The 23,563-nt window shown below is 57.5% G+C and carries 20 protein-coding genes and 1 tRNA gene; 7 read left to right on the forward strand and 14 right to left on the reverse strand.

What is annotated here, in order from left to right:
• Nucleotides 1-86: 86 nt before the first annotated feature.
• Complete coding sequence (locus tag IT895_RS14175; protein ID WP_199283854.1) at nucleotides 87-785, reverse strand: competence protein CoiA; 699 nt, start codon at nucleotides 783-785, stop codon at nucleotides 87-89.
• Nucleotides 786-873: 88 nt separating this feature from the next.
• Entirely contained in the window at nucleotides 874-1,257 is a 384-nt protein-coding gene (locus IT895_RS14180) for a hypothetical protein (protein ID WP_233337260.1), read from the reverse strand.
• 608 nt (nucleotides 1,258-1,865) lie between these two features.
• On the opposite strand from IT895_RS14180, the gene IT895_RS14185 reads away from it, so the two are divergent.
• A complete protein-coding gene (locus tag IT895_RS14185; protein ID WP_199283855.1) occupies nucleotides 1,866-2,414 on the forward strand; it encodes a 3'-5' exonuclease in 549 nt (182 codons plus the stop codon).
• A 32-nt stretch (nucleotides 2,415-2,446) separates the two neighbouring features.
• Here the strand turns inward: IT895_RS14185 and IT895_RS14190 are convergent, their stop codons facing one another.
• The 7 genes from IT895_RS14190 to IT895_RS14220 form a co-directional block, all read right to left on the reverse strand.
• Nucleotides 2,447-2,929 carry a Mov34/MPN/PAD-1 family protein gene (locus IT895_RS14190; RefSeq protein WP_199283856.1) on the reverse strand — a complete coding sequence of 161 codons (483 nt, stop codon included), beginning with the start codon at nucleotides 2,927-2,929 and terminating at the stop codon, nucleotides 2,447-2,449.
• Entirely contained in the window at nucleotides 2,926-4,545 is a 1,620-nt protein-coding gene (locus IT895_RS19525; RefSeq protein WP_325073206.1) for a ThiF family adenylyltransferase, read from the reverse strand. The genes IT895_RS14190 and IT895_RS19525 overlap by 4 nt, the downstream gene beginning before the upstream one ends.
• Nucleotides 4,546-4,693: 148 nt before the next feature.
• A complete protein-coding gene (locus tag IT895_RS14200) occupies nucleotides 4,694-5,944 on the reverse strand; it encodes an SMODS domain-containing nucleotidyltransferase (protein WP_199283858.1) in 1,251 nt (416 codons plus the stop codon).
• Nucleotides 5,944-7,119: an HNH endonuclease gene (locus IT895_RS14205; RefSeq protein ID WP_199283859.1), complete on the reverse strand. Its 1,176-nt coding sequence runs from the start codon at nucleotides 7,117-7,119 to the stop codon at nucleotides 5,944-5,946. Before IT895_RS14205 ends, IT895_RS14200 begins: the two co-directional genes overlap by 1 nt.
• A 125-nt stretch (nucleotides 7,120-7,244) precedes the next feature.
• Nucleotides 7,245-7,724: a hypothetical protein gene (locus tag IT895_RS14210; protein ID WP_199283860.1), complete on the reverse strand. Its 480-nt coding sequence runs from the start codon at nucleotides 7,722-7,724 to the stop codon at nucleotides 7,245-7,247.
• A 100-nt stretch (nucleotides 7,725-7,824) separates the two neighbouring features.
• Nucleotides 7,825-8,697 carry a nucleotidyl transferase AbiEii/AbiGii toxin family protein gene (locus tag IT895_RS14215; protein WP_325073207.1) on the reverse strand — a complete coding sequence of 291 codons (873 nt, stop codon included), beginning with the start codon at nucleotides 8,695-8,697 and terminating at the stop codon, nucleotides 7,825-7,827.
• A gap of 37 nt (nucleotides 8,698-8,734) precedes the next feature.
• Entirely contained in the window at nucleotides 8,735-9,511 is a 777-nt protein-coding gene (locus tag IT895_RS14220) for a type IV toxin-antitoxin system AbiEi family antitoxin domain-containing protein (RefSeq protein ID WP_199283861.1), read from the reverse strand.
• Nucleotides 9,512-9,800: 289 nt separating this feature from the next.
• Here IT895_RS14220 and hsdR point away from each other — a divergent pair, with 289 nt between their 5' ends.
• From hsdR to IT895_RS14245, 5 genes are all read left to right on the forward strand, one after another.
• Nucleotides 9,801-12,224 (forward strand): EcoAI/FtnUII family type I restriction enzme subunit R, encoded by a 2,424-nt coding sequence (gene hsdR / locus IT895_RS14225; RefSeq protein ID WP_199283862.1) that lies wholly within the window; start codon nucleotides 9,801-9,803, stop codon nucleotides 12,222-12,224.
• 79 nt (nucleotides 12,225-12,303) lie between these two features.
• Nucleotides 12,304-13,809 carry a type I restriction-modification system subunit M gene (locus IT895_RS14230; RefSeq protein WP_199283863.1) on the forward strand — a complete coding sequence of 502 codons (1,506 nt, stop codon included), beginning with the start codon at nucleotides 12,304-12,306 and terminating at the stop codon, nucleotides 13,807-13,809.
• Nucleotides 13,806-15,578 carry a restriction endonuclease subunit S gene (locus tag IT895_RS14235; RefSeq protein WP_199283864.1) on the forward strand — a complete coding sequence of 591 codons (1,773 nt, stop codon included), beginning with the start codon at nucleotides 13,806-13,808 and terminating at the stop codon, nucleotides 15,576-15,578. Before IT895_RS14230 ends, IT895_RS14235 begins: the two co-directional genes overlap by 4 nt.
• Nucleotides 15,578-16,555: an Abi family protein gene (locus IT895_RS14240; protein ID WP_199283865.1), complete on the forward strand. Its 978-nt coding sequence runs from the start codon at nucleotides 15,578-15,580 to the stop codon at nucleotides 16,553-16,555. The genes IT895_RS14235 and IT895_RS14240 overlap by 1 nt, the downstream gene beginning before the upstream one ends.
• 132 nt (nucleotides 16,556-16,687) lie before the next feature.
• On the forward strand, nucleotides 16,688-17,797 hold the full coding sequence (locus IT895_RS14245) for an endonuclease NucS domain-containing protein (RefSeq protein WP_199283866.1): 1,110 nt from the start codon (nucleotides 16,688-16,690) through the stop codon (nucleotides 17,795-17,797).
• Nucleotides 17,798-17,916: 119 nt separating this feature from the next.
• Here the strand turns inward: IT895_RS14245 and IT895_RS14250 are convergent.
• Nucleotides 17,917-17,993: transfer RNA gene (locus IT895_RS14250), tRNA-Ile, on the reverse strand.
• A 144-nt stretch (nucleotides 17,994-18,137) separates the two neighbouring features.
• Between IT895_RS14250 and IT895_RS14255 the strand changes: the two genes are divergently transcribed.
• Nucleotides 18,138-18,713 (forward strand): hypothetical protein, encoded by a 576-nt coding sequence (locus IT895_RS14255; protein ID WP_199283867.1) that lies wholly within the window; start codon nucleotides 18,138-18,140, stop codon nucleotides 18,711-18,713.
• On the opposite strand, the gene IT895_RS14260 is transcribed toward IT895_RS14255, so the two are convergent.
• From IT895_RS14260 to IT895_RS14275, 4 genes are all read right to left on the reverse strand, one after another.
• Nucleotides 18,710-20,554: an ABC transporter ATP-binding protein gene (locus IT895_RS14260; protein ID WP_199283868.1), complete on the reverse strand. Its 1,845-nt coding sequence runs from the start codon at nucleotides 20,552-20,554 to the stop codon at nucleotides 18,710-18,712. The two genes, IT895_RS14255 and IT895_RS14260, sit on opposite strands and share 4 nt — an antisense overlap.
• Before the next feature lie 101 nt (nucleotides 20,555-20,655).
• Entirely contained in the window at nucleotides 20,656-21,459 is an 804-nt protein-coding gene (locus IT895_RS14265; RefSeq protein ID WP_199283869.1) for an ABC transporter ATP-binding protein, read from the reverse strand.
• Nucleotides 21,456-22,571: a FecCD family ABC transporter permease gene (locus tag IT895_RS14270; protein WP_199283870.1), complete on the reverse strand. Its 1,116-nt coding sequence runs from the start codon at nucleotides 22,569-22,571 to the stop codon at nucleotides 21,456-21,458. Before IT895_RS14270 ends, IT895_RS14265 begins: the two co-directional genes overlap by 4 nt.
• A gap of 19 nt (nucleotides 22,572-22,590) precedes the next feature.
• Complete coding sequence (locus IT895_RS14275; RefSeq protein ID WP_199283871.1) at nucleotides 22,591-23,559, reverse strand: FecCD family ABC transporter permease; 969 nt, start codon at nucleotides 23,557-23,559, stop codon at nucleotides 22,591-22,593.
• Nucleotides 23,560-23,563: the final 4 nt, after the last annotated feature.

Below are 23,563 nucleotides of genomic sequence, written 5' to 3' on the forward strand. Positions count from 1 at the left end.
ACACTTTCGGAATGGGAATAGAGTTCTATAAGCTGCTAACCCAACTCTATAATGGTCCTTTATCGCGCCCTACAGTCGCTGTTCGATCACTCTAGGTTCCAAGACCCGTCGCGATATTGGTAAGAGCCGTCGAGAATTCCCGCTAGCCATACCGGTACTGGCGCCGTCTTGAACCCGCCGAACCGAACCAATTGTTCGCCCTCAGTATCTAGCATCGCCACAGGCAATTCGGGCAACATCCCAGTCCCTATACCACTAGGCGGGAACAAGTTGTCAAATTCGCGCTTCAATAGTAGACGTGAAGTGGCTTTACCCAAAGTCATAAAAGTCTTCTTACGGACTAGCCAATAGCACTCAACGCCCGAGGCGATATACCGCTCCTGTCGTCGCTTGAAGTCGCGTAAGTGCTGATATGAGCGTTGCAGCTCGATCACGATGGTGCGGTCAAGGACTGAAAAGATTACATCGGCCACCCATTTGTCACCATCAGGAGAGCAGCCTTGCACCTCTTCACGACCAGAAATACCCATGCTGTTTAAAGAGGCTAGCACTGCCGCCTTGCCGTCCTTATGCCATATTGTCTCGGGCGCTGTATCGCACTCGTTTGCATGATGAGCAAAAAACGGTATGTTGTTAATGCTATTCTTTAGCACCGCCGGTGCCTTGCAGCAAGGCATAATGAAGTCACCGAGCTGCGCGTTCTGTTTCAACTCCTCCCATTCTTCGCTGGAGATGGCAGCTGCATCCACCGGCTGGCTATCACGGGTCCATGCTGATTGCGTCATTTTCGCCTCCCAAAAAACTTGACTGCTGAAAGCCCTGAGTTGATCAAGCTCCATATGCATCGGATCGGACTCTACAGCGTAGCGCTACTCAGGCAAGGGGTGACGCCGGGCGTCCCAAGCTGTTTAAACGCTTGTCACGGTAGTTGGCGACCAGTTCTGGCGTAAGAGCTGCTAAAGAGTATTTACCCAAATGCTTGATAAGCGTATTGGCCTTGAGGCGTTCGCTTTTCTGGCTGCTAGATTTCTTGGTAGGGGTGATATCGGTCAGGTAACGCTTTAGCGCCGATTCAAGCGTCATTCGTTCTGAGGCACTACGCTGGATATAAACGCCGCGCACCATTTCATCTTCAGTGCGGCGTGCCCAATCTTGGGCGTCACGTTTGGTACGGAAGGTCTTGGCGGTGGTTGGCCAACCCGACTTGCGGATGACGGCTTTCCAGGTTGCAGAAGGGGTCTTGACGATAGTGGCCACAATAAATCTCCAGGGTCTGAAAGATCGGCACTGTACCGAAACTGTACCCTTGGAGTAGGGGACTCATCAGAAAAAACTTATAAGCTACTGATTTTAATGGTGGGCCCAGTAGGACTTAAACCTACGACTAAGGGATTATGAGTTCGCTTTTAAAACAATAAGTTACTGACACACAAGGAAAAGCAACCGTAATTGAGCGAAAGGTACAGTTCTTTTGAATCAGTAGCTTAGCGAAGGTTGAGGATAGCACACGAAGCTGGTGGGTGTACCTCTGCTGTACCTTCCTTGTTACTTAAAGTAGCCCTGGGGGTCAACCGGAACATTCAAATCAGCTTGATCAACCTGTTTCGCGCTTCCCTCCCAGCCACACGGAAAGCCTTGATGAGGCCTTGCTGGGCAATCGTATCCGTGATCTGGCGATGCGGCTTCGTTGTTTCGGCTACAGCCACCTGCACGTGCTGTTTCCTCGAAAAAGGGTTTCCTGAGCGGCGGGGCATCTGATTTGTTACCCTATTCATGAAAGGGTCTCCTCGGGCTCAGGAATCAGATTAGCCCAAGGCTGAGAGCCAGTTCCATGCCCCAGCGGGCTTTAACGATAAGGATATGGCATGACTAATGACGAGCTGTATGTTTCTGTCGACGTCGAAACTTCTGGGCCGATACCTGGCGAATATAGCCTGCTTTCCATCGGGGCCTGCCTTGTAGCCGAACCAAAAACGTCCATCTATCTTGAACTACAGCCGGACAGCACGATACACGATCCGGAGGCAGTGGCCGTATCCGGACTTGATCTGGAGAAATTGAAGCGGGAGGGGCTCGCCCCACAAGAGGCAATGCGTACACTTGAACAATGGCTAGAATCCTCCTGCCCACGGGGGCAGAAAGCTGTTTTCGTGGGTCTTAACGCACCGTTCGACTGGTCATTTGTTAACTACTACTTCCATAAGTACTTGGGAAGCAACCCATTTGGGTACACCGCAATCGACATGAAGGCCTACTTCATGGGTGCTAGCGGTTGTAGCTGGAGGGAAACAAAGTCCTCCCACATAAGCGCCAAGCTCAAACCACGCAGCGCGCCAAACCACAACGCACTGGATGATGCCAGCTTTCAGGCTGAACTCTTCACTCTAATGCTCGCGAACAGAGATGAACGCTGACCGGCTTCCCACAGTCACTGCTAGGCTATCATTCACCTAACCCTAACCGCCTCGATATACCTGCCCCCTCTAAATGACCACGCCTTGATGCCTTCTGACTTATCAGACATACCAACGATGATGGCAATCGGGTGTGGCAAATCCTGCATATAGCGTGCCGAAAACTTGGAGAAACTCCTTACATCCGCGGGCGAAATTACTGGGACAGTCTGGGGATGGGTATGCCAATACCCCACCAATCGCAGACCTTGCGCGTTGGCGCCTTCTATCTCCTGACGGCAACGTCTCGCATCCAGCTCCAACCACGATCTGCCCCCACGGTCGGCCTGGTGGGGCGGCGTAGCTCGTGCAAGCAGCAACCCGGTGCAGTTGACCGGATTAACAAACAATTGCCCCCCTCGCTCCACGTCCGATCCTCGCTGCCGGTGGCTGTCCAGAACGTCCACGACCTCCTGAGACACCAGGAGCTCGGAACCTACCTCCGGCCATGTCCAGCGCCAGGCGATATCCGTCATTCCGTTCTTTCCTTATTCTCCGGCCATTCGCGTTCCAGCAAGGATTGCCGTACCCCGTCGGGCAGTTCAGGTCCAAGGTATTCTCCGCCGAGTTCCGCCACATCTTGAGGTCTGTAGATACTGCTGACCCACACTGCATCTTTGACGTTGCCGGTCAACGTGCGCAAGGCAGTTTGCGACACCATTGAGGCAATGTTCACCATCCCCAGCGACCCACCTGGAATAAAGCTCTCTCCGCAGGCAGGGAGTGCAACGATTCCCCCTCTCGGCCACTCAGTTAACTTATATTTGAAATCACCGTTGTCCCTAAACAAACCTGTGGCATCAAACGTTCCAGAGGGGGCTAGGAGGGCGTGCCCCACATGTGTATGGGGTTCGCTCCAGGCCTGTAGCAACCCCCAGGTAGTGCCACTGGACTTGGCTCTCCAGAATGTTACTTCTGACTGCCAATCCGCAGTGGTGACTATAACCAAATCCGCTTTATCGAATACGTCGGGTTCCTTATCCATCACAACCTCGGCAAAGGTCGCGTGCGCTGCGACTTCGATGGTAGGTAGGTCCCTGCGGATTCTCTCTCGCAGCGCCGTGGCCTTCGGGCTTCCCAGATCATCTGCTCCTAGAACGTGCCTGCCAAGGTTGGCTGACTCAAGGGTGTCAGGGTCAATAAGGGTAAGGTGACCGACTCCAGAGCGAGCTAGTTGCAGTGCCACAGGGCTCCCGAGCGATCCAACGCCGATGCAAACTACACGAGAATTCTCAAGGCTCTTGGCGGTGCCGCTTAGGTCGCGGGACAGAATAGCGTCCCGATCGAGCACATGCAGTTCTGAAGCGCGGACACGCGCCGGAGGACGATGAGACGTCTTGACAGGACTTCGACGCGCAGAGCGTAAGCCGAATTTTGTCCCCCGCACCGATTGTGTCTCGTGGGAAACCAAGTTAAGGCAGTAGATCGGTGCGAATGCGCCTCCGGGAAGCTCCAGGACAATCCATCGGCTGATCAGCGAACCGTGCTCGGCAAACCAAGACTGTAGTCGCTTTGCATCGCCTGGCTTCAGATGTGGTGTAAGCCAGGGCAACAAGTGCTTTGGATCTGGAGTGCGAACATCTGGATAGGTCAGCATTTTAACGTAGAAAGCTGGCATCACCGCCGCCCGGACTATCGCGGACCTTCCGACCACTCGCCTGTAGTGGCTCTTGAGTACAGAAACGTCTGACGCTAGCCAGATCGGCCTCTGCCCTGATGACAAGGTGTGCCGCGGATCACTAAGGGCAAACAGTTCCGACGCACCCTGGGGGCGGTGCAACAAAATGAGATTCTGCGAGGATTGTCCGTGCTGTATGGACCAGTAGGACGTGATCTCACTCTGGAACTCTGCGTCACGCCTGGCCTTGCTCGACCCTGCCTCGGATAAAGACACAATCTTTCCCAAGCGATACATACTGTCATTGACCACAGCTTCGGGGGAGCCCGTGACAGGTCGCTCTTGAAACCCATGCAGGCAAAGCCCGGACTTCATAGCATGTGGCCAAACCAACCAGGGAGGAGGCTCAATATGGAGCCTCAACTGCTCTCGCGGGAAGTTGGATGGAAAGCTAATACGCAGGCGCCGTTCCATCCCCGTGTAATCAACCGGCAGGGGGAAGAAGAAGCTCTTTGCTTCACCAGCTCGCAGGGGGGCAGGCCGGAGCAGCGCGGAGGCGTTATCTTCACCCAAAAAACTCTGAAGCGCAGCGATACCGCGCTTCAGAGCTATGTCATCGCGATCAGCCAAGGCGTTCAACCGGTTTTAGTTCCGCCTGAGAGCTCTCATCACCGCTTGCGCCTCCGAAAAGTGCTCCCATCGACACAGAATTTCGGGTGATACCCTCTGGCCGGCCGGGCATCGTCCAATGAGCCGGGATTTCGTTGTTCACTTCAGTGATAAAGGTTGGCCCCATACCAAATCTCTCTTTCACCGCTTTTGCAAAGGAATCCGCGGTTTCGAAACTTTCCAGCCCCAAGGATATCGACGAACTAGCGCTTGCGTGCCAATCATGAAAAGCTTCCCGGTAGCGTTCTCCATCGCGGGGCCTATTCCACTTTTCGGCGAAGTTTTCTCCCTTATCTTCGGGGTTGCAGACTTGACAGCCAGACTCAGTGTAATCGACGTGCCGCGGCATCCTGCGAACTATTTCCAGGATTGCATCCAACGGCCGGAGCGGCTTTGACTTGGATTCTTCTACCACCTCAAGGTAGGCATGGGTAGCTAATGTCGTAATGACGGCGGATATGGGGCGGTGATCCGCATTATTGGTCCGGATGGCCCACTCATCGCGGTGCCGCTTCAGCAGTTTTATGCTTGCCCGAAGCGGATCCTGATCGAGATAATCCTTATAGTCCGGTAGAGGGTCCTGGGTCGCCGCATCAATTGAGTGCTCACTCTTAGCGACCACAAGGCTCTCCAAGGTGACTTCCTGCTCAGAAGCGGCCTGCAGCCAATTAGAGTAAGGAATAGGACTGCTTGCCTTCCAGCCCATTTCCCGGTCTGGCACCTCCAACTTTCCCTCGCCTTTTTCTTCGGCGCTTCCGTTGATGGCGCGCGCAGGCGTGACATCAATATGGAAACCAGGGTTCTCATCTGCGTAGACTATCCGGATCCCTCGGCGCAATGGCTTGATTTCTTCTTGTACGCGGCTGCCATCTTTAAAGCGCTGTTCAATCGCCTCCAGCACCTCATGCGCCTCAGCGCCTTGTGCGTGAGGCAGCCAGACGATGGCATCCGCATCGATGGTGTCCAGATCCTCGGGAGCCTCTGAAACAGGCTTAATAGTTGTCTTAAGCCCCATGGACCCTTGAACAAAGATATGTGCTTCAGCTAGTAGCGGGTTGTCGGATGCCGAGAGGATATCCTCTAGCTGGGAGTAACGTCCGCTGATCTTGTCATACTGCGCTTCTGATAATGAGATCTCCTGTGCTGCACGGAGCAGGAAGTGCTCCCAACTGCCATGTTTGGTCTGCTCATTACTGATAACCATTATTGGGCCTCCTGGGCCTGTGGGCCCAAATGCAGTGTTGGTTTGAACTGATTCTGGTTTTCTCTATCCCGATCAAAAATCAGGTACGGGTGCTGATGTTGCGTGGTAAGCAGTGCGCCAAATTCGATCGCTAAAGCGGCTGGAATTGCAGCAAATACATGAATCGTTTCCGGAGTCAGGGCCTCAAGTTGGCTCAGTCGTATCTGAAGTGCGTCTCGGAACGCATGGATTACCCGGCGGTTTTGAACCATCATATAGCTTGGCTCAGGGATGGTCAGCTCTGCAATACGCACACTAGGTAGCGCTTCGTTCACATCGCGATGAGGGACCTGCGCAGAGATAGATAGCACCAATGCCAGCGGCGCATCACCTTCCGGCGGGGGAGTGAACAGAAACTCTGGCGGTTCAGCGGACTGGTCAGGCCAGCACAGGCCATGCTCGCGGTTGAAGGAAAAGAGCAGGCGTTTGGAACGGTCACCGATGGCCTGTCCCAATATCATCAGCGCTGGAATATCGGCCAAGCCCACCACGGCCAGAGCAGGTGTGTCACCATAGCTGCCTCCACGACGCCTTAGTTGCTGCTCCATATCGTGCTGGATACTATCCTTAATATTCTGCCAGTAGGTCGCATCCCTGCCACGTGGCCCGGGTGGCGGAAAAGTGATCTTAATTTCGTGATCGAAGGCAGCTAATCCCTCGGAAGACATTGCAGTAAGAAGATCGCGAACGGGAATATCATTAGTTGTCACAAAGTGCTGGCTTTGCACAATCACGGGAATTGCCCGCCCCCCATCTGGTGTTGTGGCCGCGAGTCGGATGCGTTCTAGGTAAGCTTGGTGTAGACCAGTCAAGTCATTCTCAGGGTAACCATCCGCGTCACGATCAATCTTGTCGTGACAGCCTGGGCACAGAAGCATGAGGTTAGCGCTATCGTTCGTGAGCGCCTGCGCCTTTGCTTCGTCATGGTCCTTGATCCCCCGCGGTCCTTTGGGACTGGCCGGCAGGATATGGGCAACCTCACCCCACCTCATGGGCTGGCCTACGCGATAGTCGTACGTGAGATCACTGCCACACAGCTCGCAGTGACCAGCAGCCTGGACCCAGACGATCCTTTTCGTTTCCTCGTTGGTGTTGTAACGCCCATTTGCGGGCTTGGGCTTTTCGTTTTTTTCCAATTCGCCTTCTCCCTGAGAGACCTATGATCACTGTTCCGTGCTGGTCAGATAAAGTAACATTTTGACCATTAATCCAGACTACAAGGTGAGAGGAACCGGGGGCTGATCCTCATCAACGGAGGAAGCTATTTATCTAGCTGCTCATTTCGCACCGACCTCCCCTCCAAAAGCTTCAGAATCAACAGCGCGAACTGTCTACTAGTCTCCTCGTCTTCCAGCAGCGGCATCGAGAGCTTTTCGTGGTCATTCATGGCATCAAGCACCGCGTCAGTGACTCGCTTGGGAAACAGGCCGTGCATCACCTGGTCCTCGCTGTGGCTGCGCACCTGGGCCATTACCGCCTCGTCGCGTTCGATGCGGTCGGCGATTCCATTGGCGAAGTGCAGCTTGTCGTCGTCGCTGACCTCGGCGCCGTAGAGGTCGTTGAGGCGGTCGATGATCTCGGCCAAGCGCTGCTTCTCGGGGTCATGGGGCTTGCCTGAGCCCACCTCGCCGACGGCCCCTACCTTAAGGTCGTAGCCGACGGCTATGCCGACCTCCCAGACATAGGCCGTTATGGCCTCGATGATGTCCCGCTGGAACAGAGCTTCCCTGGTGTTCGCCATGTCATGCCCTGCGCCTAGCGTAATTATGCGTAACAGCCTAGCGTTTAAAGGATATAAGGAGAAGTCTACTTAAGACGGTACGCCGCAGGGCTATTGGGCATTAGCTCCGAAGACTACCCAGAGCCTGCTCCAAGAGCTCAAGTGATTGACGGTGCTTGTCAGCCCCCATCTTCTGGATATTGGCGAGCTTCCAGCGCACAGCAGGCATCCGGTCAACCCCTGAGAGTGGAAGCAGCGTCCAATCGGGCGTTCCCTGCTTGAACGACAGCAGAAAGCGAACATCCTCATCCGTCATCAGTTGGCCCAACCGCGTCAGGAGTTCGTGCCGGACGTCCTCCAGCTCCTGCAAAGGAAGGTCAACCCTGGCCATCCCGACAAACTCCTGTCGGTAGACGTCATCCAGTGGTTTCAGTCGCGGATTGATCACTTCATTCAAGGGCCTGGGATGCCCCAGCAGATAGACCAGGAAGCCTTCGAATACGCTTCGATCCAGGCCGCCCTGGTTCAGCAGCAGCTTTACATCGAAAAGGTCCCGGGGGTGCTGGCGGTCCAGCGCGGCGCAGATCTTTCCGCCATACAGGTCCGGCAGCGACACCACCCGCAGCGCAGCGAAGCCGTACTCGTCCTCCACGGCTTCAACGACATCGCGCTCCTGCGGCGGGTGCAGGGTGCCGCGCAGTACCGGCGATACCTCCACCTTCACTTGGCTACGCCCTTTGTGCACCAGGATCCTTAGTTCATCTCGTCGGTTATCTTGAAGCTCGGCCCGCTCGCCTGGCAGTCGGGTACTGAAGGCCTGTACCAGTCGCTGCAACGCCTCGCGACAGCGTCGCAGTGCCTCGTCGCGGGGTTCCAGCGGCAGGTAGGCCAGGTCGATATCGACCGATCGGAGGGGTAATGGCTGCACAAACAGGTTAATGGCCGTGCCGCCCTTCAGGGCGAAGCAAGGCTCGTCATTGAGAAATGGCAGCAGTTAGACCAGCAGTCTGACCTGTTCGTGGTAACACGCGTCAATCGGCATGCAGGAACGCCTCCGGCACCGTCACGTGATATTCCCTGTCCAGCTTGCCGCCCTGGCAGAGCTGTCGCTTGCCTTTGCCGAGGTCCAGTCGGCGTGGTTCCAGACGACCGTACCAGGCATGCCCGGCGTGGCGAGCCAGCACCAGGAAGACCCGCTTGGTTCTCACCGAACGGCACCCCTCCAGCAATGCCTGCAGCCGGCGCGGACGCAGCGTATTGAGCCCGCCGAAGGTGTCGACCAGCTCACTGCTGAACAGCAGCTCGTTCGGCGTCACGGCGATCCACTCCAGGACCGCTCGCTCGGGGGTTGATACTTGCAAGCTGAAGGCCCTGCTATCCGGCGCGTAGTCCGTGAAGCTACCGGGAAGCTGCGCTGGCAGGCCCTTTTCAGAGTGGAGCACCATCCGCCCTGCCCACTCGGCGTCACTCAACCAACGGGGCAGCCGAGCGGCCTCCTTGCCATACAGGTGCGTTGTGCGCTCCCCCATGGGCAGATAATGAACAAAACCATGCAGCGCCAGGGCCGTCTGGCCACCCGGCCAAATCGTTGGTGAATCCGTGTTGTCACTCGCCTGCAGAGCGAAAACAGCGCTCTCCCATGAAAGAGGGTCTCCTGCACGACAGTAGGCCCCGTGACCCACACGCTTCAGCCAGCCACTGCTAGCTAGCTTTCGAGCCTGATCCGAGGTGACGCCATGAGATGCAAGCCAGGCAGTCGTCACGACGGCGCCATGCGGGATTTTTTGCAATAAGTAGTTTATCTTCACACCAAAAAGCGGCCTAAAAATCCGTTTTCACATTAAATGGTAAACCAGTGAGTTTATCTTTGCACAAAAAACCATCACTATATGCCGCTTTAGGAAAGAAAATTAAACCAATAGCCACTTCATTTCCTTACTCGAGCCAACGTTAAGTTGCAGTTTTCCGCCTCGATATCAGTCAGTATGCCGGACGACACCAGCAAGCCGTCGCCACCTCCCCAATGCGTTTAAGTGCATTTTCACGTAATCTAACAAAAAATAAGTAGCTAATTTATAAGATGCAACAGGGACAGCCATGAGCAAGCAGACGTATAGCGAACGGGATATCTGCACCAAGTTCATTACTCCCGCGATCCAACAAGCCGGGTGGAACTTGCATACCCAGGTACGCGAAGAGTATACGATCAGCGATGGCCGCATCATGGTGCGTGGCCGTATACATTCACGCGCCCGCCCCCGTCGCGCCGATTACGTACTGTGCTTCCAAACAAATCAGCCCATTGCCGTCATCGAGGCCAAGGATGCTAACCACAGCCTTGGCCATGGCATGCAACAGGCGCAGGCTTACGCGGAAAAGCTCGATGTGCCCTTTGCCATCAGCTCCAATGGCAGCGGTTTTCTGTTCAGCGACCCGCACCGTTTAGTCTTCGCTCAGGCCGAAACTGAGCTGGCGCTTGATCAATTACCTAGACCGGACACACTCTGGTATGGGTATCGCCGCTGGAAAGGCCTTAATGAAGAGGCGCGCCCGGTCATCGAACAGCCCTTCTTCAATGACGGCAGCGGCCGAGCTCCCCGTTACTACCAGGCGGTGGCTATCAATCGCACCGTCGAAGCTATCGCCAAAGGGCAGAATCGCTTGCTTCTGGTAATGGCCACTGGCACCGGTAAAACCTACACCGCTTTCCAACTGATCTGGCGATTGTGGAAAGTTGGCCGTAAGCAGCGCATCCTGTTCCTGGCGGACCGCAACGCACTGGTTGACCAAACCAAACGAGGTGATTTCAAGCCCTTTGGCCAGGCGATGACCAAGATCACCAAGCGCCAGATCGAGAAATCACACGAGATTTACCTCTCGCTTTACCAGGCGGTTACCGGAAGTGAAGAAGAACAGAATATCTACAAGCAGTTCTCGCCGGAGTTCTTCGATCTGGTGGTAATCGATGAGTGCCATCGAGGCAGTGCCGCCGAAGATTCCGCCTGGCGCGCCATCCTGGACTACTTCAGCGGGGCTACCCATATCGGGTTGACCGCCACCCCCAAGGAAACCACCGAGGTTTCCAACATCCACTACTTCGGCGAGCCCATTTACACCTACTCGCTAAAGCAGGGTATCGACGACGGCTATCTGGCGCCCTACAAGGTGATTCGAGTCGACCTGGACCGCGACCTGCAAGGCTGGCGCCCCAGCGATGGTCAGACCGATATCCACGGCGAGCTTATCGAGGATCGCATCTACAATCTGCGCGACTTCGACCGCAATCTGGTACTGACCCAGCGCACCGAGCTAGTCGCGCGTACCATCACCGATTATCTGACCCAGACCGACCCGATGCAGAAGGCTATCGTCTTCTGCGAGAACATCGACCATGCCGAACGGATGCGCCAAGCGTTAGTCAACCTCAACCCGAAGCAGGTCGCGAAGAACCGCAAGTACGTGATGCGCATCACGGGGGACGAGCTTGAGGGTAAGGCCGAGCTGGACCATTTTACCGATCCCGAGGAGCCCTACCCCGTCATCGCGGTGACCAGTAAACTGATGACCACCGGCGTCGATGCCAAGACCTGCAAGCTGATAGTGCTCGATCAACGCATTCAGTCGATGACTGAGTTCAAGCAGATCATTGGACGCGGCACGCGGATTGACGCCGAGCACGACAAGTTCTGGTTCACCATTCTCGACTTCCGCAAGGCCACGGAGCTGTTCGCCGACCCCGCCTTTGATGGTGACCCCGAGCAGGTCTACGTGCCTGGCAATGGCGACCCATTGCTACCGGAAGACGATGAAACTGATGACAGTAGCGATGATGAAGAGCCTGCAGGCGAAGATAGCACATCGCCCGACGGCGGCTCTCCCGAGCCTGAATATCCACCTGGAGAAGGTGGAGATGATGGCGGTGTCGGCGAACCGCCAAAAAAGTACGTTGTGAATGATGTACGCGTGGCAGTCATCGGGCGGCGTGTGCAGTATCTGGGCCCCGATGGCAAGCTAATCACCGAAGAGCTGACCGACTACACCCGCAAGACGGTACGTGCCCACTACGCCACCCTGAGCGACTTCCTGCGCCGCTGGGAAGATAGCGACCGTAAACAGGCCGTACTGGATGAGCTGGCCGAACAAGGTGTGTTCTGGGAAGAACTCACCAGCGAGGTCGAGAAGACTCTCGGCGATACGCCGGACCCCTTCGATGCCATCGTGCACATCGTCTACGGTCAGCCCGCACTTACACGGCGCCAGCGTGCGGCCAAGGCCCGCCAATCGGACTATTTCACTCGCTATGAAGGTCAGGCCCGCGCCGTGCTGGACGCCCTACTCGACAAGTACGCCGACAACGGCGTGGCCACCATCGAAGACACCAAGGTCCTTCAGATGGCACCGCTGGACCGGCTTGGCACCGTTGTGGAACTGGCCGGGGCCTTCGGCGGCAAGGCTGGCTATCAAGAGGCAGTGAGAAATCTAGAGACAACACTCTACGCCGACGCTGCTACAGTCGGCTGACAGGACTAGGTACAATACGTCGCATTATGCGCGTCGGCAGCCTCGCCGACGCGCTTTCGGTTATCGAGACGGGATTTCAATGAGCATCAGCACCATCATCAAAAGCATCCAGGACATCATGCGCAAAGATGTCGGCGTCGACGGCGATGCCCAACGGATCGGCCAGCTGGTCTGGATGCTGTTTTTAAAGATTTACGATGACCGCGAGCGGGAATGGGAGCTGATCTACGACAACTACGTCAGCCCTATACCGAAAGACCTGCGCTGGAGAAGCTGGGCCGCCAACTCGGAAGGGCTGACGGGCGAGGGCCTGAAGAGCTTCATCGACAACACCCTTTTCCCAGGCCTACAACAGCTGGATACTGGCGGTGACGCCCGCGCCGTGGTGATTCGCAGCGTATTCGAAGACGCCTATAACTACATGAAGTCCGGCCATCTACTGCGCCAGGTAGTCAACCGTATCGAAGACGGCATCGACTTCAACGTCTCTCAGCAGCGCCACTCCTTCGGCGACATGTACGAGCAGATCCTCAAAGACCTGCAGAGCGCCGGCAACGCCGGTGAGTTTTATACCCCACGCGCCGTGACCGAATTCATGGTCAATCGCGTCGATCCTAAGCTTACCGAAAGCGTGCTTGACCCGGCCTGCGGCACAGGCGGTTTTCTTACCTGTGCCATCGAGCACAAGCGAAGCCGCTACGTGCAGACCCCCGCCGATGAGCAGACGCTGCAATACAGCATCTATGGTTGGGAGAAGAAACCCCTGCCGCACCTTCTGGCTACCACCAACATGATTCTTCACGGCATCGAGGTGCCCAGCCAGATTCGTCGCGACAACACTCTGGATCGCCCCTACCGTGACTGGGGTCCCAGCGAGCGCGTCGATGTCATCGTCGCCAACCCGCCGTTCGGCGGCACCGAAGAAGACGGCATCGAGAACAACTTTCCGGCAGAGTTTCGCACCCGCGAGACAGCCGACCTGTTCATGGCGCTGTTCATTCGCCTACTTAAGCCGAATGGGCGCGCCGCCGTGGTGCTGCCGGACGGTTTCCTGTTCGGCGAGGGGATGAAAACCCGCCTCAAGGAAAAGCTGCTCAGCGAATGTAACCTGCACACCATCGTTCGCCTGCCCAACGGCGTGTTCAACCCCTATACCGGCATCAAGACCAACCTACTGTTCTTCACCAAGGGCCAGCCGACAGAACAGGTGTGGTACTACGAGCACCCCTACCCCGAGGGCTACAAGAACTACAGCAAGACACGTCCGATGCGCGTCGAGGAATTCGCGACCGAGATCGAATGGTGGGGCGACGAGGCCGACAGTTTTGCCAGCCGCCAGGAAACCGAGCAGGCCTGGAAGGTTGGTATCGACGAGATCAAGGCGCGCAACTACAACCTGGACATCAAGAACCCCTGGCAGGAAGAGCAGGTCAGCCACGACCCGGAGGAGCTGCTGGCGAAATACACTCGCCAGCAGGCCGAGATCCAGGAGTTGCGCGATCAGTTGAAAACCGTACTCGGCGACGCGCTCAGCCATAAGCCGCAAGACCAGGCTACACCGCAGCAAGCGGAGGAGTCGGCATGAGCGCTCAGGAACTGATCATCGACCGCCTCGACCTCTGGACCGGCGCCGTGACGCACAAGAGCGGCTCGGGGCGTGGCACATCGGGTAAGAACGGGAAAACCGAGCTTACCGGCATCAAGAAACTGCGCGAACTGATCCTCGAGTTGGCCATGCGCGGCAAGCTGGTGGAGCAGGATCCGAGCGACGAGCCCGCTAGCATGCTATTGGAGCGTATCGCCAAGGAAAAGGCCCAGTTGGTCAAGGAAGGGAAGATCAAGAAGCCGAAGAAGCTCCCGGAGATTACGGAGGAAGAGAGGCCGTTTGACCTGCCTGATAATTGGACTTGGGCGCGCCTAGGAAATATAACTTCCAAAATTGGCTCTGGAGCCACACCGCGTGGCGGAAAAAACGCTTACACGGAAACTGGTATTCCTTTCCTCCGCTCCCAGAACATTTGGAACGATGGCCTATCGCTGGAAGATGTGGCCTGCATCCCCGAAAAAACCCATGAAAAAATGTCGAACACCCATGTCTCGCCCAACGACATTCTTCTAAATATTACTGGAGCATCTCTTGGGCGATGCACTGTAGTTCCCGACAGCCTTCCTGAGGCAAATGTAAGTCAGCACGTCACCATAATTCGAACAACCGAATCAGCAAATCGCACTTACCTTCACGCGACAATGCTATCACCTTATATTCAAGGCCTAGTATGGGGAAGGCAGGTGGGAATGGCACGTGAGGGCCTCAGCAAGAAGGTCCTTGAACTTTTCGAGATACCAATTCCCCCTGAGGCTGAGCAACACCGCATCGTCGAAAAAGTCGACGAGCTGATGGCCCTCTGCGACCGACTGGAGCAGCAGATCGGCGACCAGCTGGAAGCCCATGAGGTGCTAGTCGATACCCTGCTCGACGCCTTGAACCGTTCCGACAACGCCGAGGAAGTGACCGAGAACTGGGCTTGGGTGGCCGAGCATTTCGATACCCTCTTCACTACTAAAGCCAGCATCGACAAGCTGAAGCAGACCATTCTTCAACTGGCGGTGATGGGGCGGCTGGTGGAGCAGGATCCCAATGATGAGCCTGTCAGTGCATTGCTGGAAAGGATCGCCGAGGAGAAGGCACAGTTGGTCAAGGACGGGAAGATTAAGAAGCCGAAGAAACTGCCGGTTATTGCTGATGATGCAAAACTATTTGAGCTACCAACTCGATGGCAGTGGATTCGTTTAGGGGAATGCTCGGCAGACATTCACTATGGCTACACGGCATCCGCCGATGACAAACTGAAAGAATATCGACTGCTCCGTATTACAGATATTCAGGAAGACAGAGTAAACTGGACAACAGTACCAGGCTGCGAAATAACCGAGGCGCAAGCCCAAGCTTATTTATTGTCAGAAAATGATATTCTTGTCGCTCGAACTGGGGGAACAATAGGAAAATCTTACCTGGTCGAAAACATAAATATTAAATCCGTCTTCGCATCCTACCTAATTAGGATAAAAAGACTAGAAACCATGTTTTCTCGATACCTAAAGACTTTCTTGGGATCAGGATCTTATTGGACTCAACTTTACGCAGCTTCAATGGGTACAGGGCAACCGAACGTAAATGGAAGCTCCCTTAAAAACCTATTACTCCCCCTTCCTCCCTTGAATGAACAACACCGCATCGTCGAAAAAGTCGACGAACTGATGACCTTCTGCGACCAGCTCAAGGTACGTCTGGGTGAGGTCGGCGAGACCCGCGCCCAGCTCGCCGAGGCGGTAGTGGACCAAGCGGTGAGCTGATGGCCTATGATCGCCCCTGGAAGTCATTTCAAGAACAACTGGTCCTGCTCGCAGGGCGCGGGATGCAGGTCGGCGATGAGGCCGCGGCTCTGGAGTATCTGGAGCGCGTTGGCTACTACCGACTAAGCGCCTACTGGTATCCCTTCCGAGTCTTCGAGACGTTCGGTCATGACAAGCAGGGCCGACCGATTACCCAGGCAACAGATCGGTTCGTTTCCGGCACCCACTTCGTCGACGCGGTACGGCTTTACCTATTCGACAAGGAACTTCGGCTACGCCTGTCTGATGCCCTAGAACGCATCGAGATCGCCCTGCGGGTGGATATCGCCTACTTGCTAGGGGAGCAGGACGCCTTCGCGCATCTTTATCGAGGCACCTTTCACCCCTCCTTCGCCCGCCGCAAGTCTGGGCGTGACACACGAGACAACTTCGAAAAGTGGCAAGAACGTTGCGAGGGGATGGAAAAGCGCTCCAAGGAAGACTTCGTCAAGCACTATCGGCAAAAGCACGGGCCGCGGCTGCCGATCTGGGTCGCCGTCGAGACCTGGGATTTTGGAACCCTCTCTCAGCTCTTCGCCATGATGAAGGTGCCGGACCAAATACGGATCGCGCAGAAATATGGCGTTCAGGACTGGAAGGTCTTTCAAAGCTGGCTTCGCTCGCTGAACTACCTGCGCAACGTCTGCGCCCACCACAGCCGACTCTGGAACCGTAACGTCATCGATCAGCCCAAGCTTCCCAAGACGGGTGTCTTGTCGTGGTGCGACGCGTTCCACGATCAGCCGCAGTTAGTCGCTCGCCCTTTCTTGCTGCTGAGCATCGTCCGGCACATGACCAAGGTGGTTTGCCCGAATACCGGCTGGCATCATCGCTTACAGACACATCTAGAGAGTTTCCCGGTACCGCATGCCGAGCGAAGTCTATCGCTGGCAGACATGGGCGCGCCGCAGGGCTGGGAACACTGGTGGGCCGAGTAGTTGGCGAGAACACAAATAAGAACCCCCGCGTAAGCTCGTGAGAGCCAAGAGGCGGGGGCCGTGTTGATCTTAATTTTAGGATCATTACTTCATCATCACAAGACTTTCTTGTAATTAAAGGGAAAGAGTCGCATGGCCATTGAGCAAGGCATCTGGAGACTGGCAGGTAGTACCGGCGAGGCACCGCAGAAACTGCGTCCCACAGGACTGGCCGACGAAGGACGGCTGGAAGAGCAGATCATGCAGGATATCTCGATTCTCAACCCAGACTGGCTACTAATCGGACGCCAGGTGCGCACCGGCTTCGACAAGCTGATCGACCTCCTGGCGCTGGATGCCAACGGCAACGTCGTCATTATCGAACTCAAACGCGATAAAACGCCCCGTGATGTAGTTGCTCAGGCCATCGATTACGCTTCTTGGGTGCTAACGCTTGCCGATTACCAGTTAATCGAGATCTACCAGGCCTTCGCCGAGTGTTACCAACGCCCTCACCTTACCCTCGAAGACGCCTTTTCCGCCAAGTTTGGCGTGCCACTCGCCGATGTCACGCTAAACGACAGTCACCAGATGGTGGTCGTGGCCACAAAGCTCGACGCCAGCAGTGAGCGGATCATTAATTACCTTAACGAGCATGCCCAGCTCTCAATCAACGCCCTGTTTTTCGCCGCCTTCGAAGATGGCGGCAATCATTACCTGAGCCGCGCCTGGATGATCGACCCAAACGAGCCTCCACAGCCCGCCTCACGTAAAACACAAAAGGCGCCCTGGAACGGTGAGTTTTACGCCTCATTTGGGGATGACCGGCCGTGGGAACTGGCCCGCCGCTATGGCTTTATCGCTGGGGGTGGCGCAACGTGGTACTCCAAAACCCTCAACCTGCTCTCCGACGGCGACAGGGTATGGGTCAATATCCCCAAAACCGGTTACGTGGGAGTAGCAGAGGTGACCGGAGAGCGCTGCCGGGCAGACGAATTTATGGTCGAGACGGCAGACGGATTACAGAACCTGAAGGCGGTCACCACCCTGGCCGAATACCCGCACCTTCATCACCCGAGCACTCCGGACGACGAAGATACGCTGGAGTACATCGTCCCTGTCCGCTGGATCAAAAGCGTTCCGGTGACTGAAGCTTTTCGCGAGGTAGGGCTGTTCGGTAATCAAAATACTGTGTGCAAGCCTACAGCGCCGAAGTGGGAGCACACCGTCGCCCGACTCAAGCAAGCCTGGAAGATTGATTAACTCCATGTAATGCAGGCAATAGCGGATAACGAAACACAGCTAAAAGCTAAGACGCATACGCTAATAACAGGCTAGGAAGCTGCTTAAGTAAACAGAATAGTGCGGTTAAACAAGAGAAATGGTGGGCCCAGTCCGACTTGAACGGACGACCAAGGGATTATGAGTCCCCTGCTCTAACCAACTGAGCTATGGGCCCGAAAGGCGTGCATATCATAGCGAATGTGGTGGAGCGAGGCCAGCCCCCGTTGGAGCTATCTTGTCATTTAGGCGGCACTTTTTGACGCTTAGCGGGTCTTGAGGGAAGCCCTTTTAATAAAGGCCCTTGATAAGGAGATACGCTTTGAAAGCATTGATGGCGCTTTTTTCGCTGCTGCTGGCGGTGCCAGCGCATGCGGACTGGCAGTTGGACCCTGACCGCTCGAACGTGCAGGCCTCCATTACCCAACTGAATGGCGATGAACCGCAAACCCATCACCATCAGGTACGCGACCTGCAGGGCGATATTTCCGAGGATGGCACGCTGCGCCTGCCGCTCAAGCTCAGTCAAACGGATATGCTGACGCGGTTTGGCGAGCTGCCCACCTGGGCCGAGATGCTGGCCAATACCACCCTGGTCACGCTGGTGGCGCAGATGCCACCGGAACGCTTGGACGCGCTGGACATTGGCGAGTCGCTGGTTGAAACGCTGACATTCCGGTTGCAAAGCGACATGGTCAACCAGGAAGAAGCCGTCCCGCTGCGCTTCACCCGCGAGGGCTTGAATGAAGTACGCGTCACCCACGCCGAACCCATGGTCTTGGATGGCCGCGCACTGATGGCCAACGCGACGCTGCGCAGCGTGCTCTCGCTGCTGGGCTACCAGGAGATCGACGAGCACGTGCCGGTCACGCTCGATGCGCGGCTAGTTAACCGTTAAGCGCTTATAGTGTCGGCGTCTCCCATCTCGGCCTCGCCGGTTTGCACCCGCCACTGGGCGGCGTAGTGGCCGTTGGCCGCCAGCAGGCTTTGATGGTTGCCGCGCTCGGCCACCCGACCCTTTTCGATCACCACGATTTCATCGGCGTGCACGATGGTGGATAGCCGGTGGGCGATCATGATCACCGTGCGCCCGTGGGCAATGCGTTTCAGCGAGCGCTGAATGGCCGCCTCAGTCTCGTTATCGACGGCGCTGGTGGCCTCGTCCAGCACCAGAATCGGCGGATCCTTGAGCAGCGCCCGGGCCAGCGAAAGCCGCTGACGCTGGCCGCCGGAAAGCCGCACGCCCCGCTCGCCTACCGGCGTGTCCAGCCCCTGGGGAAGCGTTTCGATAAAGCTCCACGCCTCAGCGGTTTTGGCCGCATCGATAATCGCCTCTTCATCAGCGTCCGGCTTGCCGTAAGCGATATTGTCGCGAATGCTGCCTTCAAACAGGTACACGTCCTGGCTGACCAGGCCAATTGATTGGCGCAGTGAGTGCATACTCACGTCCATGACCGGCTGGCCGTCGATCAGCACCCGCCCACTTTCAGGGTCGTAAAAGCGTAGTAACAGCTTCACCAGCGTTGATTTGCCGGAACCGGTGGCGCCGACCAGCGCCAGGGTATGCCCGGCAGGCGCGTGAAGGTCAATGCCGTCAACACCGACTTCGCTTGCCGAGTAATGAAAGCTCACCGATTCGAAGCGCACTTCGCCCTGGACGGGTTGGGCCAGCGGCGTGGCGCTGTCGTCTTTCACCGTGATGGGCTCTTCCAGCAGGTCGAGGATGCGCTTGGTGCTGGCCATGGCGCGCTCGAACAGGTCAATCACCTGAGCCAGGCCGGTCAGTGGCCACAGCAGTCGCTGGGTCAAGAACACCAGCACGCCGTAAGCACCCACGTTCAAGTCACCGTTGAGCGCCATCATCCCGCCGACGGTAAAGGTGGCCAAAAAGCCCGCCAGAATCGCCATGCGGATGACCGGAATAAACGCCGAACTGACCTGAATCGCCCGCCGGTTGGCATTCACGTAGGCCTCGCTGGCATCGCGCAGGCGCTCGGCCTCCCGCGCTTCACTGGTAAAGCTCTTGATGGTGGCAATACCGCTCAGATTATTGGAGAGACGGCTGGCCAGATCGCCGACCTTTTCACGCACGTCGCTGTACAGCGGTCCTGCCTTGCGCTGGAAATAGAAAGCGCCCCAGATAATCAGCGGGATGGGCGTAAACGCCAGCAGGGCAATCAACGGCGAGAGCACGAAAAAGACCGCCCCCACAGCGACCACCGTGACGCCCACCTGAATCAGCGCGTTGGCACCGCCGTCGAGAAACCGTTCGAGCTGGTTGACGTCATCGTTCATGGTGGCGACGAGCTGGCCGGAGCTTTTCGACTCAAAAAACGCCATATCCAGCCGCTGGGCGTGCTCGTAGGTATCCTGGCGCATATCCGCCTGCAGCCGTTGGGCCAGGTTGCGCCACAGAATCTGGAACAGGTACTCGAACAGCGACTCACCCGCCCAGATAAAGAACGTCAGCACGGCGAGAATGGTGATCTGCTCTTGGGGCGTCTCAAAGCCTAACCGCGCCACAAAGCTCTGTTCCTGGTTGACCACCACGTCGATCGCCACGCCGATGAGGATCTCGGGGGCGATGTCGAACAGCTTGTTGATGATGGAGCAAACGGTGGCGGCGATAATCCGCCGCCGGTAGCCCTTGGCGTAGCGCAAAAGGCGCATTAGCGCCTGAAAACTCTGATTCGGGGAACCATTAGCTTGAGATCGAGGCGTGGAAGAAGCCACAAGCATTCCTTACTGAGCGGTTAGGGTTCGAGGTATGCGACCTATCGTAGCATTTTCCAATCATTGTCATGGGGCTGGGGCTTGTAGACAACGCTTGGAAATCGGGCTCAGGAACAGGCGCGGCGCACGTTGGCAAGCAAAGGGCTACCGGTATCGGGGTCGATAATCAGCGTGCAGTCCACCTGGTAAAGCGCACGTACCAGTTCCGGTGTAACGACCTCTGCCGGAGCTCCCTGGGCGACAATCTGCCCGTCATTCAGGGCGATGAGATGATCCGCGTAGCGGCAGGCGCTGGCCAGATCGTGAAGCACCATGACCACCGTACGTCCCTGGCTGGCGAGATGGCGTACCAGTTCGAACACCTCGATCTGATGGCCCAGGTCCAGTGCTGAGGTTGGCTCATCGAGAAGCAACAGCGGTGTTTGCTGGGCGATGGTCATGGCGATCCATGCCCGCTGGCGCTGCCCGCCGGAAAGCGCTTCCAGTGGCCGTTCGGCCAATGCCTCAAGCCCCGCAGCGTGTAAGGCGTGTTCCACCACGCGCTGGTCTTCCGCCGACCACTGGCGCAGCCAGCCCTGGTGCGGTTGGCGACCGAAACGAATCAGTTCACTGACCGTAAGCCCTTCCGGCGCGACGGCCTCCTGCGGCAGCAAGGCGAGCTTTCTGGCCAGTTCGCGGCCGGGCAGGCGCTGAATGTCCTCGCCGCTCAACAACACCGTGCCATTGTCGGGTTTATGTAAACGGGCAAGGCCCGACAGCAGCGTGGACTTGCCGCACCCATTGGGGCCCACAATCGCGGTCACCCGGCCGCTGCGCAGGCTGACGCCTAACGACGCGATAACCCGTCGCGGGCCATAGCTCAGGTCGAGCGCGTTGGTGGTCAGCGTGGGCGATGGTTCAACCTGCGTCATGCGTGGCTCCGTTGCGGGCGCATTAATATCCATAACAGCCAAGGGCCGCCGATCACCGCGGTGACAATGCCGACGGGAATTTCAATCGGGGCAAGCAGGGTACGCCCGGCGAGATCCGCAAGGACCATCACCAACGCCCCCGCAAGCGTCGACGCCAGTAGGGGCACCTGGCGTGAGCTGGAGAGCGAACGGGCGATTTCCGGGCCGATCAGCCCGACCATGCCGACGGGGCCAGCCACCGCAACTGCCAGCGCGGTCAATACGACCGAGAGCATCAGCACCTGAAAGCGGCGGGCTTTGACATTGACGCCTAGCCCATAGGCGGTGGCGTCCTTGAAGCGCATCAGCGATAGCGGACGCGCGACGACGCAAGCGGCGATCACGCCCGCGCCCAACCCAACGGCAAGCAAGCCAACCGCGTCACCGGGGCGGGCATTCAGCGACCCGACGGTCCAGGGGTAAGCGGCGTTGGCGGTATCGATCGCCACCCGCGCCAGCATAAGTTGCGTCACCGCACCAAACACCGCGCCCACGCCAATCCCCGCGACGATAAACCGATAGCCCTGGGTGCCGCCGCCCGCCACCAGACCAAAGGTCAACGCGGCGGCCGTGGCGGCCCCCGCCAGCGCCATGGCAGGTGGCGTCAGCGAGACACCCATGCCCACCACCGAGGCCACAGCAAACGCGGTCGCACCGTTATCAATACCGATAATCCCCGGCGTGGCGAGCCGGTTGCGCGCCAGGGTTTGCATCAACACACCGGCGAGCGCGAAAGCCGCCCCGGTCAAACAGGCCGCCACCAACCGGGGAAGACGCAGTTCCTGGACGGTAAACACGCTGATCATTTCGCCCCGGCCGAATAGCGCTGGCAGTACGGCGCTAACCGGCAGCGCCATGCTCCCCAGGCTCAAATAAAGCACACCGGCGCACAGCAGGGCGACGCACAACCCCGTGCTGACGACCAGCGCACGTTGCTCAATCAGCACGCTGCAGACGCTCCCCCATGGGGAACGCCATGCAACACGCCAGTAGCCCGACGGCGCGGTCACCGCCTGTGGAAGGCGTTCAGGCACAAAGGTCGATGTGGAAAAGTCACTTGTTTTCGAGTTCATGACAAGCCAACGCCAGAGGTTATAAAGACGGTAGCCGCCTGGCGCGGACCACCGAGACCAGCACCGGCGCGCCGCACAGCGCGGTGAGCACACCAATCGGTAGTTCCGACGGCGCCACCGCCACGCGGGCAATCATATCTGCCGCCAACACCATCAACGGCCCAATCGGCAAGCAAAACCATAGCGTACGGCGAATGTCCGGACCGGCCATCGCCCGGGCGGCAAACGGCACCACCAAGCCGACAAAGGCAATGGGCCCAGCCATTGCCGTGGCGCCCCCTACCAGCAAGGCCACACAGGCCACGACGCACCAACGAATCAGCCCGGGGTGATGGCCCAGCCCTGAGGCCGCCCGCTCGCCCAGCGCCAACGCCGCCAGCGGGCGTGCCATTAACACCACCGCGACGGCGGCGACCAGCATGCTGGGCAGCATTGCGGCGAGGTCGTCCAGGCGTCGCCCGGAGAGGCTGCCGATGACCCAAAAGCGGATTTCATCCGCCGCGCGCTGGTCATACAGCAGCATCAGCGAGGTCAACGAGCTCAACAGCCCCGAAAACGCCGCCCCCGCCAGCACCAGCCGTACAGGATCACTGCCAACCCCACGCACCCGCGTCACGCTGAGCACACACAGACAGCCCACCAAAGCCCCCAACTGGGCAACCGAAATACGCAGCGTTGCGGCGCTGGCCCCCATCACCAATGTCAGCGCCACGGCAAACGCCGCCCCGGCGCTGACGCCCAGCAGGCCGGGTTCGGCCAGCGGATTACGCGACACCGCCTGCAACAGCGCCCCCGCGACACCCAGCGCCATGCCCACGACAATGCCAATCAAGGTGCGCGGCGCCCGCAGTTGCCACACCACAAAGCTCGCGTCGCTATCCTGGCTACCGGCCAGCACCGCCAGCGCACGCAGCGGCCCAGTTTCACCGGCGCCAATCAGAAGGCTCACGAGACTCACCGCCACAAGGGCGGTGAGGAGTAACGTCATCTGC

Origin of the sequence: Halomonas sp. A40-4, from assembly GCF_015767635.1 — a bacterium.
GTDB lineage: Bacteria > Pseudomonadota > Gammaproteobacteria > Pseudomonadales > Halomonadaceae > Vreelandella > Vreelandella janggokensis.